At 44.6% G+C, this 16,443-nt stretch carries 15 protein-coding genes; 9 read left to right on the top strand and 6 right to left on the bottom strand.

Features of this window, described 5'->3' with window-relative positions:
• Positions 1-106 precede the first annotated feature (106 nt).
• Positions 107-1,756: a hypothetical protein gene (locus H0W44_02925; protein ID MBA3581387.1), complete on the top strand. Its 1,650-nt coding sequence runs from the start codon at positions 107-109 to the stop codon at positions 1,754-1,756.
• A 15-nt stretch (positions 1,757-1,771) separates the two neighbouring features.
• Entirely contained in the window at positions 1,772-3,226 is a 1,455-nt protein-coding gene (locus H0W44_02920; GenBank protein ID MBA3581386.1) for a DUF1501 domain-containing protein, read from the top strand.
• A gap of 76 nt (positions 3,227-3,302) precedes the next feature.
• Here H0W44_02920 and H0W44_02915 read toward each other — a convergent pair whose 3' ends face one another.
• Genes H0W44_02915 through H0W44_02905 form a run of 3 tightly spaced genes read right to left on the bottom strand, consistent with a single transcriptional unit; the run spans position 3,303 to position 5,287 of the window.
• On the bottom strand, positions 3,303-4,547 hold the full coding sequence (locus tag H0W44_02915) for a DUF3570 domain-containing protein (GenBank protein MBA3581385.1): 1,245 nt from the start codon (positions 4,545-4,547) through the stop codon (positions 3,303-3,305).
• Positions 4,534-4,746 (bottom strand): DUF4266 domain-containing protein, encoded by a 213-nt coding sequence (locus H0W44_02910; GenBank protein MBA3581384.1) that lies wholly within the window; start codon positions 4,744-4,746, stop codon positions 4,534-4,536. Before H0W44_02910 ends, H0W44_02915 begins: the two co-directional genes overlap by 14 nt.
• Before the next feature lie 49 nt (positions 4,747-4,795).
• Positions 4,796-5,287 carry a TlpA family protein disulfide reductase gene (locus H0W44_02905; protein MBA3581383.1) on the bottom strand — a complete coding sequence of 164 codons (492 nt, stop codon included), beginning with the start codon at positions 5,285-5,287 and terminating at the stop codon, positions 4,796-4,798.
• 133 nt (positions 5,288-5,420) lie between these two features.
• On the opposite strand from H0W44_02905, the gene H0W44_02900 reads away from it, so the two are divergent.
• Both H0W44_02900 and rlmKL read left to right on the top strand, forming a co-directional pair.
• Entirely contained in the window at positions 5,421-6,323 is a 903-nt protein-coding gene (locus H0W44_02900) for an FAD:protein FMN transferase (protein MBA3581382.1), read from the top strand.
• A 57-nt stretch (positions 6,324-6,380) separates the two neighbouring features.
• Complete coding sequence (rlmKL, locus tag H0W44_02895) at positions 6,381-8,528, top strand: bifunctional 23S rRNA (guanine(2069)-N(7))-methyltransferase RlmK/23S rRNA (guanine(2445)-N(2))-methyltransferase RlmL (GenBank protein MBA3581381.1); 2,148 nt, start codon at positions 6,381-6,383, stop codon at positions 8,526-8,528.
• A gap of 81 nt (positions 8,529-8,609) precedes the next feature.
• Here the strand turns inward: rlmKL and H0W44_02890 are convergent, their stop codons facing one another.
• The 3 genes from H0W44_02890 to H0W44_02880 all read right to left on the bottom strand — a co-directional run bounded on the left by H0W44_02890 (position 8,610) and on the right by H0W44_02880 (position 11,795).
• On the bottom strand, positions 8,610-8,813 hold the full coding sequence (locus H0W44_02890; protein ID MBA3581380.1) for a cold-shock protein: 204 nt from the start codon (positions 8,811-8,813) through the stop codon (positions 8,610-8,612).
• Between the two features lie 231 nt (positions 8,814-9,044).
• Complete coding sequence (locus tag H0W44_02885; GenBank protein ID MBA3581379.1) at positions 9,045-11,126, bottom strand: DEAD/DEAH box helicase; 2,082 nt, start codon at positions 11,124-11,126, stop codon at positions 9,045-9,047.
• Between the two features lie 183 nt (positions 11,127-11,309).
• On the bottom strand, positions 11,310-11,795 hold the full coding sequence (locus H0W44_02880) for a MarR family transcriptional regulator (protein MBA3581378.1): 486 nt from the start codon (positions 11,793-11,795) through the stop codon (positions 11,310-11,312).
• A 138-nt stretch (positions 11,796-11,933) separates the two neighbouring features.
• Here H0W44_02880 and H0W44_02875 point away from each other — a divergent pair, with 138 nt between their 5' ends.
• The 5 genes from H0W44_02875 to H0W44_02855 all read left to right on the top strand — a co-directional run bounded on the left by H0W44_02875 (position 11,934) and on the right by H0W44_02855 (position 16,366).
• A complete protein-coding gene (locus H0W44_02875) occupies positions 11,934-12,968 on the top strand; it encodes a 2Fe-2S iron-sulfur cluster binding domain-containing protein (protein MBA3581377.1) in 1,035 nt (344 codons plus the stop codon).
• Positions 12,965-13,903 carry an SDR family NAD(P)-dependent oxidoreductase gene (locus H0W44_02870; protein MBA3581376.1) on the top strand — a complete coding sequence of 313 codons (939 nt, stop codon included), beginning with the start codon at positions 12,965-12,967 and terminating at the stop codon, positions 13,901-13,903. Before H0W44_02875 ends, H0W44_02870 begins: the two co-directional genes overlap by 4 nt.
• A 32-nt stretch (positions 13,904-13,935) precedes the next feature.
• Positions 13,936-14,643, top strand: coding sequence for a phenylacetate-CoA oxygenase subunit PaaI (locus H0W44_02865; GenBank protein ID MBA3581375.1), 708 nt, complete (start codon positions 13,936-13,938; stop codon positions 14,641-14,643).
• Positions 14,644-14,737: 94 nt separating this feature from the next.
• Positions 14,738-15,769 carry a gentisate 1,2-dioxygenase gene (gtdA, locus tag H0W44_02860; GenBank protein ID MBA3581374.1) on the top strand — a complete coding sequence of 344 codons (1,032 nt, stop codon included), beginning with the start codon at positions 14,738-14,740 and terminating at the stop codon, positions 15,767-15,769.
• Between the two features lie 30 nt (positions 15,770-15,799).
• Positions 15,800-16,366: a hypothetical protein gene (locus tag H0W44_02855; protein MBA3581373.1), complete on the top strand. Its 567-nt coding sequence runs from the start codon at positions 15,800-15,802 to the stop codon at positions 16,364-16,366.
• Positions 16,367-16,443 lie beyond the last annotated feature (77 nt).

Below are 16,443 nucleotides of genomic sequence, written 5' to 3'. Positions count from 1 at the left end.
CAAAACAGCACATCAGTGCGAACAAAAAAGTGTCTATCGAGCCTGGTGAGTAGGCTATAAACGATGAGACATAACCTATTTACTTAGCATCTTGCGGTACAAAGCGATGAGACTACTACTGACATTATTGGTACTTTCGAGCATCTTGCTCGCAGGGTGTAATCCTGGTTTACCCAGCGATGGTGACAACGGCGATTTACAAACATCAGGTTATGCAGCAGGCATGACCGATGCAGAATATGCGTCGTTAACACCCGAACAGCAATATCAAGTCGCGCGGAAATTAAATGGCGCAATGTTTAAAGGCGTGCCAGTAGAAAGCTTTTTTTCCGGTAGCGCGACCACTACCGGCACTCGCAGCCTAGCGCGTGCAGCGACAGTCAACGATGCAAAATATTTAACCAATATGCGCAGCGCCTTAAGAACCTTAGTGCCTAATTATCAAAATGATGCGGTTATTACGGAAATTAGTGGTGTAGACGCACAGGGCAATCCTATTCCAGGAGGCGCTAAATATAATTTTAGTTATGATCCGAACAACGATACTAATGATTACAGCGCACGTGAAACTCCTTTGGCGTTCATATATGAATATCCAGTGAGTCGTGATGCGTTTGTGCATTGGATGGCATGGTTCTTAAGTAACACGATTATGTTTTCGCCCGCACTAGAAATGGAAAGTACAGATATAAATGATGGCTTTAATAACTATGAGCGTCTGTATACAGGGCTTAAAAATAAACAATCTGTTCGCCAAATCATTCGTTCACATTTACCCACTTTATCGCGCTGGCGCGTTTCCCGTTCTGCCGAAAATCATTTTTTAGAAGCGGCAGAGTTATATTTAGGATTGTTTGATACCAAAGAAGATTCGCGAAAAGGCGGGATTGCCTGCAAAAATTATTCGCTCACAGGTGATGACGATGGTTACCAACTAAGAGGAACTGGTATACGTAATACAGTGCCGCAAATTGTATTTGGCGCTTATTACATAGTTGATTGTGAAGATGTTTACGACATGATCGCGGGTCATCCATTAGTTATTCCGCGAGTAACAGAAATTATTGTAAATTCTTTAATGGCCGAAAGTACGAATGATGTTCGCCAAGCCATGATTCAATCGATTGCGGGCAGTAACCCCGAAACTTTTGAAGACATTTTTAAAGCGGTTTTATTCTCCCGCCAATATTTGTTATATACCGAACGTCCTAAATCTTTCGAAGAAAATTATTTTTCTTTACTCGGTACTTTTAAATGGAATCCTGATGTGGGTACAGGTGGCGATACTAATCGTGATGTATTTAGAAATTTAGCAAGTAATCAAGGTAATGCTATATATCTTGGGGATATGTCATGGGCGCCGATGGAATACAAAATTGGCCGTCAAGCCGAAACACCTATGGATGCATTAAGTTTTGCTAATTATCACAAAGCTGTGCGTGAACAATTGTTGCGGCAAATTAACAATTACAACAGGCGTATTATTTACACTGATAATGGCAGTCAGCTGCGTAGTAATATTGCTGTGATGACGCCTGAACAATATTTAAATTTCTTATTTTTATCAGCACTAACTCGTTCAGCCTTGCCAGTCGAGCAAACAGATTTATTTAATATTTTTGTAGCACGCGGCTGGACGCAACAAGTGAACGGCCAGTTAAGAATCAGAACGGGTAATTATGGTGATGTTGCGCGGTTAACGTTTGATTACATCTCACGTCTGCCAGAATTTTATTATTTTCCGGCAATAAATTAAGGGTTGGGTGCTTATATGAAACGTAGAGATTTTTTAAAGGCAGCCAGTATTGCTGGTGCAACTCGTGTAATTATTCCTGCTTCACTAACGATGCATTCCTTGTTGAATAAGGCTTATGCCGCAGCTCCAAATTATGCCGCTGCGGTTTTAACCCCGCCTTCCGCAGCAGCAATGCCTCGTGTTATCAATATTTTTTTATACGGTGGCCCTTCTGATTTGGCTGCTAATCTTACAAACATAGGCGATATTAATTTAAATTCGCAAACTTCATACGCTAATACTATTAATGGAATTACAACTACAACGGCAGCGGATGCTACCAATGGCCAAATTAATAGCCGAGGTTTTTGGAAAGATGCGGGCGGCACTGAAATGAGTGAGATGGTCACAGACGGTCAAATGACGGTTTATCGTACGTTGACTAAACGCAAAGAAGATAGTCGTTCACATCGTCAAAGTATTTTTATGGGATTGAAGGGTTCGCTTGATATTGATAATACGCCTGGTATGGGTACTCGTATTGCCACGCTGATGGATCTTAATCGCGGAGTATTGAATGGTTCCGCTGCCTTAGGTGGTAAAACGGTGGATCAATTAGTGCTACCCTTTGTTTCTTTCGAAGGCGCAACGACGGCATTTGCACCTGATCCTAGTAGAAGTTTGCCTTTGACTCTTAAAGGTATCACGCTCAGTGAAACTCTAGATAATCCATTTGCCCGTGATTTAGGTGTTGATGCGGCATATAATGCTGAGTTAAATGCTTTGATTGACAAAGTGGTTACGGCGCAGCACCGCGTGCGTTATTCCAAAGCGGTTGATAGTTTTGTGTTACGTCAACAAATGGAAGGTTTAGTTGATGGGCTACGAGGCGAATTGGCCGGTAATATTTATCCTGCTAATAATGGGTATTCTGGGCGCATTAAAGCTGCGGTAACATTAGCGTTGTCTACTAATGCGGACAGTTTTTTTATTACTGTTGGTGGAGGTTTGGGCGGTTGGGATGATCATAATAATGGTACAGATCGTTATGCAGATCGTATGCGGCAATTAATGCAAGCTTTACGGTTTGCTGTAAATAATCATATTGCCAATTCTGCAAGCCCGCACAAAAATAATATCGTGATTAATGTGTTTGGTGAGTTTGGACGCCACTGTAATCTCAATGCATCGAGCGGTTGGGATCATGGTAATACTCAAATACTTTATACGCTGGGAGCACCAGGTTCCGCTGGAGCGGGCCAAGTACGGCCGGTAGGCGCATTAGGTAAAGTTGTTGGTAAAACGCAGCGAGTAGGCCCTTCTAAACAGAATAACCAAGATTTAATGCCCACCAATGATAGTTATGAAGCAGAACCTATGGCGATTGCTTCAACGGTGTATAAATATTTTGGTGTGCAAAACCCAGAAGTATTGACGAGTAATGATTCTCCACTTAATGAAAGCGTAGCTGACGAACCGTCATTGTTCTAAACAAATGTTATTTCGAAATATAAAAAAGCCGCTTTAAGCGGCTTTTTTATTACTTCACTATTTTTAAATTAAACGCTTAATAAAAACTCACTTTGTAACTCACTTGGAAAGTGAGAGAAGACAGTTGATCAAAGGTAGAATCTTCAAATGTTTGATATACGTTCAACACGCGCGCACGGAACTCACCGCCTCGTCCTGCAGGTCGGCTGTATTGCACGCCGGCTGAATAAGTTTGCATGTCATCTAAACGGCCGTCTGCACTGGCGTAGTCTGGTAGTTCGCTAAATACCGGAATACTGCGGTAAAAGAAATCAGCTTTCGTTTGAGTGTAATAACGCACGCTGGGCGCTAAATACCAGTCATTGGCAAAGATGACACCGTTATTGCCTTTGAAATGAAAGTACTGAGTGTACTCGAGTGTTTGAGATTCAATGCCCCAGTCATCATTGTAGTAACGATGAGAAACGTGTAAATCGCTGCCTTTTTTAGTTTGATAGACCAATTCGCTGAAGAAAGATGAGCGACGACGACGATCGGGTCGGCTTTCATAATAACGTTCTAATTCAATGTCATCTTCATTGGCAACGCTGACCACTTTGTATGGATCGGAATGGTAACCCGCTGACAAGGTGTACGATAAATTAAAGCGCGCTAACATTCTGGCATTAATCACTTGCGTAACGCCGGTAAACATATCTACCGTGTTGCGTTCGCCTTCACCATAGACGGTGCCATCATCAATATTGGTTAAGGGGCCGGGTGTGTCGCCGCCGGTGCGTGAGATGGCGTCTTGTGATAGTGAGATGCCATACGCAACCATGCGTAGCTTATCTTCGGTTTCCATTTCTTGATTAATGCTGCCGGTCAGCGAGGTATAGTCATTTTCTACCGAAACAGCGGCACCATATTTGGTGCGCCAAAAACGATTGTTCGCATGGCTCCAGGTAAAATCTACGCCTAAGCGCGTGTCTTCAAACGGCGCGAGTGATAATGCGGCACCGCCGGCGCCTAAGCCGCCTGCACCAGAAGCACCTGAAACGCTAACGAGGTTAGTCGCTTGTACTGCGCCAGTAGGCGTAGCGCCGCTCATGGTGTCAAAAATAAAGCCTAAGGCAACCGAGTCCCGTTCACTGATGGCGCCATCAACCTTAATAATGAGTTTATCAACCGCGACACGATTATCGGATTCAGTATAAGAAAGGTAGGAGGTATCTAATACCCAATCATTTTCAACGGCCGATGCGCGCACCTGTTGTGATAACAAGGCGCACGTCGCAACAGCGAGATTGCCAGCAATAAATTTTGTTTTAGTTGCAGCCACAGCCACCTCCGCCTACGCCCTTACCACCGGTTGAGCCTTCTTTACTAAAATAAATATGGTCATTGCCATAGCTGACCATTTTGTCTGGCACTAATTGCATGGTGGGTTGCGCCAATATGCCGCGCTCCCAAGGTTTAATGGGTGCACAGGCGCATAAAGTGAACAGCAGCCCTAGCAGCAGTAAAAATCTAGTCTTCATAAAAATCGTTCGCATGAAGTAGCCCTTAATTTAAGAGGATAAGAGAATGTTATTGAGCTAACAGAGCGTTAATTTTCTTTTCAACCATGGCTTTGTCTTCGAAACGATAACCTACAAATGAGTCGACTAGTTTGCCATTTTTATCAATTAAATAAGAACTCGGCATACCAATCACTTTGTAGCTTTCGGCGCTCGTGCCTTTAGGGTCAAATACGATAGTGAAATTAGGTTTGATTTCAGTAATAAATTTATACGCATCATTGCGATTTTCGTCGAGATTGATGGCAACAACTTTGAATTTTTCGCCGTAACGGGTTTGCATTTCGCTCATCCACGGAAATGATTTACGACAGGGGCCACACCATGAAGCCCAAAAATCTACATAAACCACTTTGCCGCGCAAACTAGCCAATGAAACGGGCGTACCTTTGGCGGTAGGTAAAACAAACTGAGGGGCTTGCGCACTAAAGGCGAGGTTACTAACACTAGCCATAAAACCAATGAGCACGATTAAGATCGCGCGTACAACTGAAAATCTCATTCTTTTATCTCCACAAGAACAGTCTGCCAGATCGTGGCCATTCTAATATACTAGCTCGCCGAAGTGCCATCATTGCGGCATTGTTGGTCAGTTAAAAGACGCAAATGGGCGTCAGCGAGGACGATAAATAAAAATGCCAGATCATTTATCACACACCTTGAGTGAACCGCTGGCGCGAGGCGATTTTTGGGTAGGGCAATTTGTCGCGATGGCTTCGCCTTGCGAGGTTATTGTGGAGACTCATGATGCATCTGTGTGTGCGGCGATCACTAAATTGGTTGCCGATGAGGCTTGGCGAGTTGAACAAAAATTCAGCCGTTATCGTGACGACAATATTATTTATGCAATCAATCATAGTGCCGGCAATGCAATTGAAGTAGATGATGAAGTTGCGCGGTTATTAGATTTTGCTGCACATTGTTATGTTTTAAGCGATGGTTTGTTTGATGTAACCTGCGGTGTGTTGCGAAAAATTTGGCGTTTTGATGGTTCAGATAATATTCCTGCGCGGCAGGCTGCGAAAGCGTTGTTGCCGTATATTGGATGGTCAAAAGTACAATGGCAAAAACCGTTTATTACTTTACCGGCCGGGATGGAAATAGATTTAGGTGGTATCGGCAAAGAGTACGCAGTGGACAGTGCTTTACAATGCGTGATAACAAAGTATCAATTACCCGTGTTAATTAATTTTGGTGGTGACTTATGCGCAAGCGCAGCACCTAAACAACGACCTTATTGGGAAGTGGGTATCGAATCAGTTGGCGGCACGGGCGTGAGTATGTTGATTAAACTACAGCAAGGTGCTCTGACGACTAGTGGTGATGCGCGCCGTTATTTGTTACGTAAAGGCAAACGTTATAGTCATATCTTAAATCCGCGCACGGCTTGGCCGGTTAATAATGCGCCACGTTCGGTGAGTGTGGCAGCGGCAACGTGTACGCAAGCGGGAATTTTATCTACGCTGGCGATGTTGCATGGTAAACACGCCGAAACTTTTTTAAAAACTCAAAACGTTAAATATTGGATTCAAGCTTAATACGCTTAAACAAAAATATTTTTTTAATATATTTCTCAAAAAACAAATGAAATCATAATGACTCAATACGAATGTTTTATTACCTGCCCTAAATCAATCGAAGGTTTGTTAGCTGATGAATGCGCGCAGCTTGGTATTACTGTAAGCAAAACAGCGGTAGCAGGTGTTGCGGCCGACATGACTCTGGAAGAAATTTATCGTGTCGGTTTGTGGACGCGTTTAGCCAATGGCATTCGCATTATTTTAGCGCAAGCAAAATTAGATTCGCCCGAGGCATTGTACGAGATCGCGGCCAACATTCCGTGGGAAGAGCATTTACAAACATCCACAACGTTTGTCGTTAATTTTGATGGCAGTAACGAACATATTCGTCATACACAATTTGGCGCGCAACGCATTAAAGATGCGGTTGTTGATCGCATGCGTAATCAGTTGGGCGATCGACCTTCCGTTGATACACAAAATCCTGACATACGCATTCATGCGCGTTTGCATCACGAACATTTAACTTTGAGTTTGCAGCTCAATGGTCATTCACTACATCAGCGCGGTTATCGTTTAGAAGCAGGCATCGCACCGCTCAAAGAAAATTTAGCGGCCGCTTTATTAATTCGCGCGGGTTGGCCAGCGCTAATGGATCATGCGCCCATTGTAGATCCGTTGTGCGGCTCGGGTACCTTGTTGATTGAAGCGGCTTTAATGGCAGCAAATATTGCTCCTGGTGTGTTGCGCGCGCCTTTTGAATTAGATGCATGGCGTGGGCATGATCCGGCTTTGTGGCAGTTGCAAGTAGACGCAGCCAGCGCCGCACAAAAACCACTGCAAGAAATAATAGCGTATGGTTATGATCAAGATGCCAAAGTATTACAACAAGCACGAGCCAATGCATTGCGCGCCGGCGTTGCGAAACATTTACATTTTGAGCAGCAAGCGGTTGAGCACTTAAAAAATCCTACGCAGCAAATACTTAATGAAGACGACGATAAAAATAAGGTGCAGGGATTATTGATTACTAATCCACCTTACGGCGAACGCCTTAGTGAAGAAAAAGGTTTGCGAGCGTTGTACGCGCAGATTGGCACGAGTATAAAAAAAGGATTCCAATCATGGCAGGCGGCGATTTTTACTGGCAATCCTGATTTTGGTCACGCATTAGGTTTGCGTTCGCAAAAATCGTACGCGCTGTTTAATGGTGCCTTGCCGTGTAAGTTATTGTTGTTTTCAGTGCAAGCAGAAAATTTTCGTGATGGGATTCCGCGCTTAAGCGAAGGCGCGCAAATGTTTGCTAATCGCTTGCAAAAAAATCAGAAAAAATTAGCGAGTTGGGTTAAGAAAAATAATATTCATGCGTATCGTTTGTATGATGCGGATATGCCGGAATATTCGGTAGCCGTCGATATTTACGCAAACTATGTGCATGTAGCCGAATATGCCGCACCGAAAACCGTGGATGATGAAGCGGCCGCTAAACGCTTTAAAGAAATTCAGCGTGCGTTACCGGTAGCGTTGAATGTGCCAGAAGAAAGAATTTTTTATAAAGAACGTCGCCGTCAAAAAGGCAAAGAACAATATCAAAAATTGAATCAACGCGGCGAAACCATGATTGTGCAAGAAGGCCCGGCACAGTATTCAATAAACTTAACTGACTATTTGGATACAGGATTATTTTTAGATCATCGGCCGGTGCGCCGTTGGATTGCTGAAAATGTACAAGGCCAACGTTTTTTAAATTTATTTTGTTATACCGGCAGCGTTACGGTGCAAGCCGCTTTGGCGGGCGCTAGTGAAAGTGTGAGCGTTGATTTGTCGAATACCTATATCGAATGGGCTGAACATAATTTTAAATTGAACGGCATGGACTTACGCAAACACCGCGTCTTGCGCGCCAATTGTTTGGAATGGATAGAAACGGCGTATGGACAATATGATGTAATTTTCCTAGATCCACCGAGTTTTTCAAACTCTAAAGGCATGGAAGGCACTTTAGATATTCAACGTGACCATGCTGAAATCATTCAACATGTAATGCGTTTATTGAGCAAAGGTGGGGTTTTAATTTTTTCGACGAATTATCGTAAATTTAAATTGGATGCTGTGTTAGAAACGCGTTATCACATAAAAGATGTGAGTCGCGCCATGACAGATCCTGATTTTTTGCGGGATTTACATATTCATCAGGTTTATCAAATTAAACACGCATCTTAATGCGGTCTTTAACTTAATAAGCTAAAAAGCAAAAACCCCGCATGGCGGGGCTTTTGTTCAAGTCGCGATAGAACAGTAAAATTACTGTGCTACAACATTCGCTGCTTGAGGGCCTTTGGGGCCTTGCTCGATGTCGAAAGCCACTTTTTGGCCTTCGGCCAAAGTGCGGAAACCGGAGCCTTGGATAGCTTGGAAGTGTACAAACACGTCTTTGCTGCCATTGTCTGGGGTGATGAAACCATAACCCTTAGACTCGTTGAACCATTTAACAGTACCTGTAGCCATTTCTATTTACCAATTTAGAGAAGTTGAAGAAGAACTGCAGCTTTATAAGCGGGGAGTTTTTGGAGTAACACGAGGATACGAACCTAAACAATCGCGGCAAAATCCGCAGCAGCAGCAAATCTACGCCCTTTTTTTAGCAAAAACCATCTTTTTTTAGAGAAAAAACATCATTTTGTCGGGTGGCGAGCGCCAAATGCGGATGCACTTGGCGAAATGTCACGCTATCAGGACTTACTCTGCTTTATTTTTGGGCTTGTAGCTAGGTTTGCCGGCTTTAATAGGTTTGCGCGGACTGGTGCTACCGTCACTTTCTTTTAAAGCTAATTTGCGGGCTGGTTTTTCGCCATCAAAAGCGGCTTTGGGCGCGCGCGCGGTTGGCTTGTCTGATCTTTCTGGTCTATCTGATCTATCGGAGCGAGCGGGTCTGTCACCATATTCCGCAGTGGATTTTGCAGGACGGCTGGCGCGTTTATTGGGATCACGCGGTGCTGCAGTGCGAACGTTATCTGAAGATTCCTGTGCATCATCGCCATCAATGCGGCGAATAGACAATTGACGACCGGCTACCCATGTTTTTTGTAACACTTGTAACGATTTGGATGGCAAATCACTCGGCAAGTCGACGGTGCTGTAATCGTCATGAATTTTGATATGACCGATGTAAGCGCTGTCGATACCGGTTTCATTAGCAATTGCACCCACTAAGTTGCCGGGTTTAACGCCATGATCATGACCGACATCCACTCGAAAACGTGCCATGCCCGCTTCTGGAACCGCGCGTTCGCGACGCGGCGGTGCATCACGATCTCGATTACGATCTTGACCACGATTATTATCGCGTTCACCGCGATCATGACGTGGTGCGGCATCGCGATCAGAACGTGAATCGCGATCGCGACGCGGTGGTCGATCACCGCGAGGCGCACGATCTTCGCGCGGACGCGAATTATCGCTGCGTGATTCTTTGAAATCATTTTTGAACGGTTTGTTTTCAATCAACAACGGTTGGTCGCCTTGCGCCAATTTTGCTAACGCGCCGGCGATATCGAGCATTGGAATTTCGGTTTCTTTGTGAAAATCAGTAATTAACTGATTAAAAAATTCTAACTCGCCGGCGTTGATCGTATCGCCAATGAGTTTTTTAAACGCAGTGATACGTTTATCGTTAATTATTTCTACCGAAGGTAATTCCATGCGTTCGATTTTTTGACGCGTAGCACGTTCAATCGTCGCTAACATGCGCGTTTCACGTGGCGCAACAAATAAAATAGCTTCACCACTACGACCAGCGCGGCCCGTACGGCCAATACGATGCACATAGGCTTCGGTATCGTAAGGAATATCATAATTAATAACGTGACTAATACGTTCTACGTCTAGCCCGCGTGCTGCAACATCGGTTGCGATTAAAATATCGAGTTGGCCATTTTTAATGCGTTCAACGGTACGTTCACGTTGTTTCTGGGCAATATCACCATTCAGTGCCGCTGCTGAGTAACCGCGTGCTTGTAATTTTTCAGCTAATTCTTCGGTGGTAATTTTAGTGCGTACAAAAATAATCACACCGTTAAATGTTTCGGCTTCTAATACGCGCGTTAAAGCATCTAATTTTTGATTGCCGTTGGCAATTAAGAAACGCTGATTGATGGTTTCAGCCGTGGACGTACGAACTTTAATAGTGACTTCTTCTGGATCTTGTAAATGTTGTTGCGCGATGCGACGAATAACCGAAGGCATGGTTGCAGAAAATAAGGCCACTTGGCGTTTTGGCGGTGTTTGTTCTAACACCCATTCAACGTCGTCAATAAAACCCATGCGCAACATTTCATCGGCTTCATCTAATACTAAACATTGCAGCGCGTCTAAATTTAAAGTGCCGCGGCGCATGTGATCCATGACGCGACCGGGCGTGCCGACAATCACATGCACACCGCGTTTTAATTGTTGTAACTGCGTGCTGTATTGCTGGCCGCCATATATAGGCAACACATGCAGACCTTTAAGATGCGTCGCATAACGTTGAAACGCTTCTGCTACTTGAATCGCAAGTTCGCGAGTAGGCGCTAACACTAAAACTTGTGGTTGGCTTTTTTTCAAATCAATGCGGCACAACAAAGGCAATGCAAATGCAGCGGTTTTGCCGGTACCGGTTTGGGCTTGGCCTAAAACGTCTCGGCCCGCCAGAATATGCGGAATAATTTGCGCTTGAATCGGCGATGGAATTTCATAACCCACATCTAATACTGCTTTAAGTACAGGCTCAGATAAATTGAGATCTTGAAAACGAATAATATCGGATGTGTCTTCTGCTATTGCGGACATGATAGGGCCTTATGTGTGAAGGTGAGCGACGCTCACGAAACCCTCCACAACCCATCCTATATACATACGCGAGGCCAGAGAGGGGCGCGCAGTATAGGGACTCTGTTGTAATTTTGCATGAAACTTTGTTGGATTTAATGACGATTTCCAAGATTAAATTGTGATTAAGAGTGATTAATCGAAATTATCGGCTAAGCGGCGCAACAAATGAATTAAGGTTTCGCGTTCTTCCGTTGTGAAGTTATTCGATAAAAGTTCTTCATGCGCTTGAATAGCCGGCAGCAGTTCTTTTACTAATTTTTCGCCGGCCTCGGTTAAATAAACCGCAAGTGAGCGTTTATCCCAAGGTGCTTCTTTGCGGGTAATCCAACCTTGTTTTTCAAAACGCCCGATGACTTCGCCGAGACTGGCGCGTTCGATGCCGATGGCTTTAGCCAGCGCTACTTGGCTAATGCCAGGATTTTCACCGACCAAAACGAGAACACCGGTTTGGCTAGGCGTGATATCGGTCATTTCTATGTATTTTTGAAAATGCTGGAACATGGCAAACTGAGCGCGACGCACTTGAAATCCTAATAAAGACGGCAGAATCCCGTAATGGGTTTTGTCTCCCGGTTTATTAAGGGATTTATTAAGTGATTTGCTGGGCTTATCCGTCATGGTCGTTTCCTGCTCGATCGCGTGCTAACAACGTTATTGAAATAAATTATTAAGGTTTTATTAAAAAATCCACTTGACAGTTTGGGCTTACCGTCTATATTGTATGGGTACCTTACAATATATCGCAGCGGAAGTGCAATGAGCTTTTCAGTAAAAATTCGACAAGTTGAGCAGCCCATTACCGTCAAGATGGGTCAGACTATTCTGGATGCTGCGCTCGAGCAAGGCGTGAATTATCCGTTTGATTGCCGTGCTGGTAATTGCGCGGCGTGTAAGTCCCGTTTATATAGCGGTGAAGTCGAAATGGCGTCTTATTCTGAATTTGCACTTAGCCAAGCCGAAAAAGATGAAGGTTTGGTTTTATGTTGCCGCGCAGTGCCTTGGAGCGATTGCGAAATTGCCTGGTTAGAATCCGAAGATCGTGTGGTACATCCCTTACGCATTATGCGTTGCACGATTACCGCCAAAGATCAGATGACGCATGATATTTGGCGCATCAAAATTCGTATCGATGGTGGTGGCCCTTATACCTTTACCGCGGGTCAATTTGCGGATCTTGAAGTGCCGGGGCGCGATATTCCGCAACGACAATATTCAATGGCAAATCGTCCAGAGGAAGCAGAGTTAGAATTTCACGTTCGGCAAGTACCGAACGGTCTGCTCAGTAATTATGTTGCAGAAAAATTAGCCGTCGGTGATCTGGTGCGCGTCAAAGGCCCCAATGGTTCTGCTTATTATCGTGAAAAAGACAGCAGCCCTATTATTGGTATCGCAGGTGGTTCAGGATTAGCGCCGATCATGTCGATTGTTGAAACCGCATTACACGCGGGCGCAACCCAGCCGATACATTTTTATTACGGTGCACGTGACGAACGTGATTTATATTTAGTTGAACATTTTGAAAATTTGGCTAAGCAATTTCCGAATTTTAAATATGTGCCGGTGTTATCCGAACCCAGTGCCGCAACAACACGCCGCACCGGTTTTGTAACCGATGCAGTACGTCACGACTTTAAAGACATGGCGGAGTTTCGCGCGTATTTATGCGGGCCTCCACCGATGGTAAATGCGGCTACCGCACTGTGTGGCGAATTAGGTGTGATTAAAGAAAAAATTCACGCCGATGCGTTTTATACGCAAGCAGAACAAACCGCATTAGGTGGCGCAGCATGACAACAGAAACAAAATCATTACAAGGCCGAGTGGCGATTGTTACCGGTGGCGCGCGCGGCATTGGTAAAGCCATTGTTGAAGCATTACATGCGCGGGGCGCGAGTGTTGTTATTGCGGATAACGGCGCCGCCGTAAATGGTGACGGCGAAGATGCGAACGTAGCACAAGCATTAGCAAAAACATTAGGCGCGAACACGATCGCGTTTACGCAAAATATGGCGAGTCCAGCTGCTGCGCAAGCTGCGGTGAAATTAGCGCTAGACACTTTTGGCGGCGTTGACATCATTGTTAACAACGCCGCAATTTTGCGTGATGCCATGTTGTTTAAAGGTAATCCCGCCGATTGGGATCGCGTTATGCAAAATAATTTATCGGCTGCGTATTATTTATTAAATGCAGCGACGCCCGTATTACGTGATCAAGCAAAGTCGGGTCGCGGCGGCGAAAGTTATCAATGGGGACGAGTTGTTAACATGTTATCGACGGCGGGTTTATACGGTAACGTGGGCACTTCCAATTACGCCAGTGCAAAAGGCGGTTTGTTTAGTTTGACACGCGTCACCGCGCAAGAAATGAGTCGTTCGAATGTTACAGCGAATGCAATTTGTCCGTTTGCGGCAACCCGCGTAACCGATTTAGTGCCCGAAGGTGAATACAAAACCCGTGCGCAAAAAATTGATGCTGCGCATGTGGGCGGCTTCGTTGCATTTTTATGTTCGCCTGAAGCACAAGCTATTTCTGGGCAATTGTTTGGCGCACGTGGCCGCGAAATATTTTTGTTCTCGCAACCACGTCCGATTGCCTGCGTGCTGAAACCAGCCGAAGGTGAATGGACAGCAGCGCAGCTGGCGGATCAAATGAAAGAAGACTTTGTGCCGAAGTTTGTTGATCTATCAACGGATCTCGACGCATTCAATTACGAACCTGTCGTTTAAGTAAATTTAATTATTTTTCTGGAGGTAATACTATGTCAGCACAAATCGAAATTAAAACTATCGAAGAATTCGAAAGCGCACCACAAGAATTCAAAGATGCCGTTCGCAAAATCGTTCGCAGCCATTCAGTAAATGAATTACAAGGCGCGCGCGCATTTGATGAACCTGCTATTGCACTTGCACCTACTCCGTATGCTAAATGGTTAACCTGCCGTGTAGCGATGGAAGAATATGCGCATCACGTGCGTTTCCGTGAACTCGGCGACAAAATCGGCATTCCTGAAGCACAGTTAGAACCAGGTCGCGATAAAGCGCACAACACTATTTTTGAATTTGAATTAACCAGTTGGGCTGAATTCTGCGTGATCAAAATGTTTGCTGACTTAGCAGAAATTTTGCAAGTAGAAGATTTGTTGCATTGCCCATTCCATCCTTTGCGCAATTTAGCGCGTTCAACGATGCCGGAAGAACGTTTCCATCATGACTTCGGCGTTGAATTCGTTGGTGAATTGATCAAAACCGAAGAAGGCAGAAAAGCGGTACAAGAAGCGATGAATCGTTACATCCCATTGTTACCACCGTTTTTTGGCGCACCAAATTCTAAGAACAACGACATGTACCGTAAATGGGGCATTAAGCAACGTAAGAACGAAGAAATGGTGGAAGACTTTTTAGTTCGCGCTAAAGAAGCTGCTGATAAATATGGTTTAGTAATGCCAGAAGTGAAATTAGCGGCGTAATAGTTTTCCAAAATGAAGTAATGTCAGTAATTGATGACGTGCAGAATACAACCGAAACAGGAGTAGTGTGATGAACAAGCCCGCTGATCAAGAAATGCAACAGGTGCGTAAGTCGTACTACAACAAAATTTCCGCGGATAACCTGACTCCGCTGTGGGAAATTCTGCACGCATTGGTCACGCCCACGCCGATCATCAAAGGCAAACCTGCGCATTGGGATTACAGTGTGCTGCGTAAACATTTGATGGAAGCAGGCACCTTAATTACCGCAGAAGAAGCGATTCGTCGCGTATTGATTTTAGAAAATCCAGAATTCCGTGGTGATTCTAAAATCACTAATTCGTTATATGCTGGGCTGCAATTAATTTTGCCCGGTGAAGTTGCGCCAAGCCATCGTCATTCGCAATCGGCTTTACGTTTTATTATCGAAGGTAGCGGCGCATACACCGCGGTTGATGGCGAAAAAACCATTATGCATCCAGGCGATTTTATTATTACGCCCGCATGGACATGGCACGATCACGGCAGCGAAGTAAACGAACCTGTTATTTGGTTAGATGGCTTAGATATTGAACTCGTGCATTTCTTCGGCGCCGGTTTCGCAGAAGATTTAGGTAAGCCAATGCAAGATGTTAGTCGTCCAGAAGGTGATGCTTTAGCGCGTTACGGCTCAGGTTTATTGCCGATTGATTACAAACCAAAAAATTTAAATTCACCGGTCTTTAATTATCCGTACACCCGCACCCGCGAAGCCTTAGAAACCTTGCGTAACGCGGCGGAATGGGATCCGTGGCACGGCATTAAATTAAAATACGTCAATCCAATTACGGGTGGTTGGGCAATGCCAAGCATTGCAACCAGCATGCAGTTATTGCCAAAAGATTTTAAAACTTTGCCCTATCGTTCTACTGATGCAACGGTTTATGTTGTTGTTGAAGGCAGCGGTAAAACGGTGATTGGCGATCAGACATTCCATTGGAAAGCGCATGATGTATTCACCATTCCAAATTGGACTTTCCATTATCACGAAGTGCCAGAAGATGCGGTGTTGTTTAGTTATTCTGATCGTGTAGTGCAAGAAAAAATTGGTATATGGCGCGAAGAAAAAAGCCCCGTCTCACGTTAATAATATCTCTAACGAATTAAGCGAGTTGATATGCCAGCAGTGTTAGATCTTGCCGCGCAGCAAAAAAAATTGCAGCGCTTATACGATGATATTAATGAAGCCAGTTGGTTTACAGCAGTAGGCGAGCCTATGGTTGAAACCGAGCAACACGATGCTGAGCAATACATCAAAACAATTGGTTTTGCTTCGTACAGTGTAAAAGCAGTAGCGAATTGGTCGGAAGCGCGGCGCATCACGATGGATCCTGAATGGGATCAATTTTGGTGGAAAGCGGAAGAGAAACAACGCAAAGAATTATTTGAAAAAGCCAGCAAAACAATCGGCGAATACGCTTTGTTGATGTTGCTTACTGAAGTAAATGAAATGTCGGCGGAACATGTGCATGGCCATGCCGCATTAGCAGCAGCGCGTATGGGTGTTGCAGATCAAAACTTAAGTCGAGTGGCAGCGGGTTCGGCGTCACAAGCGTGTTTTCAAGCAGCCTTAGCGATGTTGAATGATGCAGGCGAAGGGCATCCTTTCATGGCGCGTTTACGTTTATTTACTGCAGGTCGTTGGCCGTTGTCAGTGAGCAACGCGACGTTCTATGTCTTTTAAAGTAGCAAACCGCTAAACTACGCCACCTTTCTTGTGCTGTGATCATCTGTCATCTGCTCATTCATTGGGCATGCTGA

It is taken from the genome of Gammaproteobacteria bacterium (genome assembly GCA_013817245.1).
Lineage (GTDB): Bacteria > Pseudomonadota > Gammaproteobacteria > HTCC5015 > HTCC5015 > JACDDA01.
This window is presented reverse-complemented; position numbering and strand designations above follow the sequence as displayed.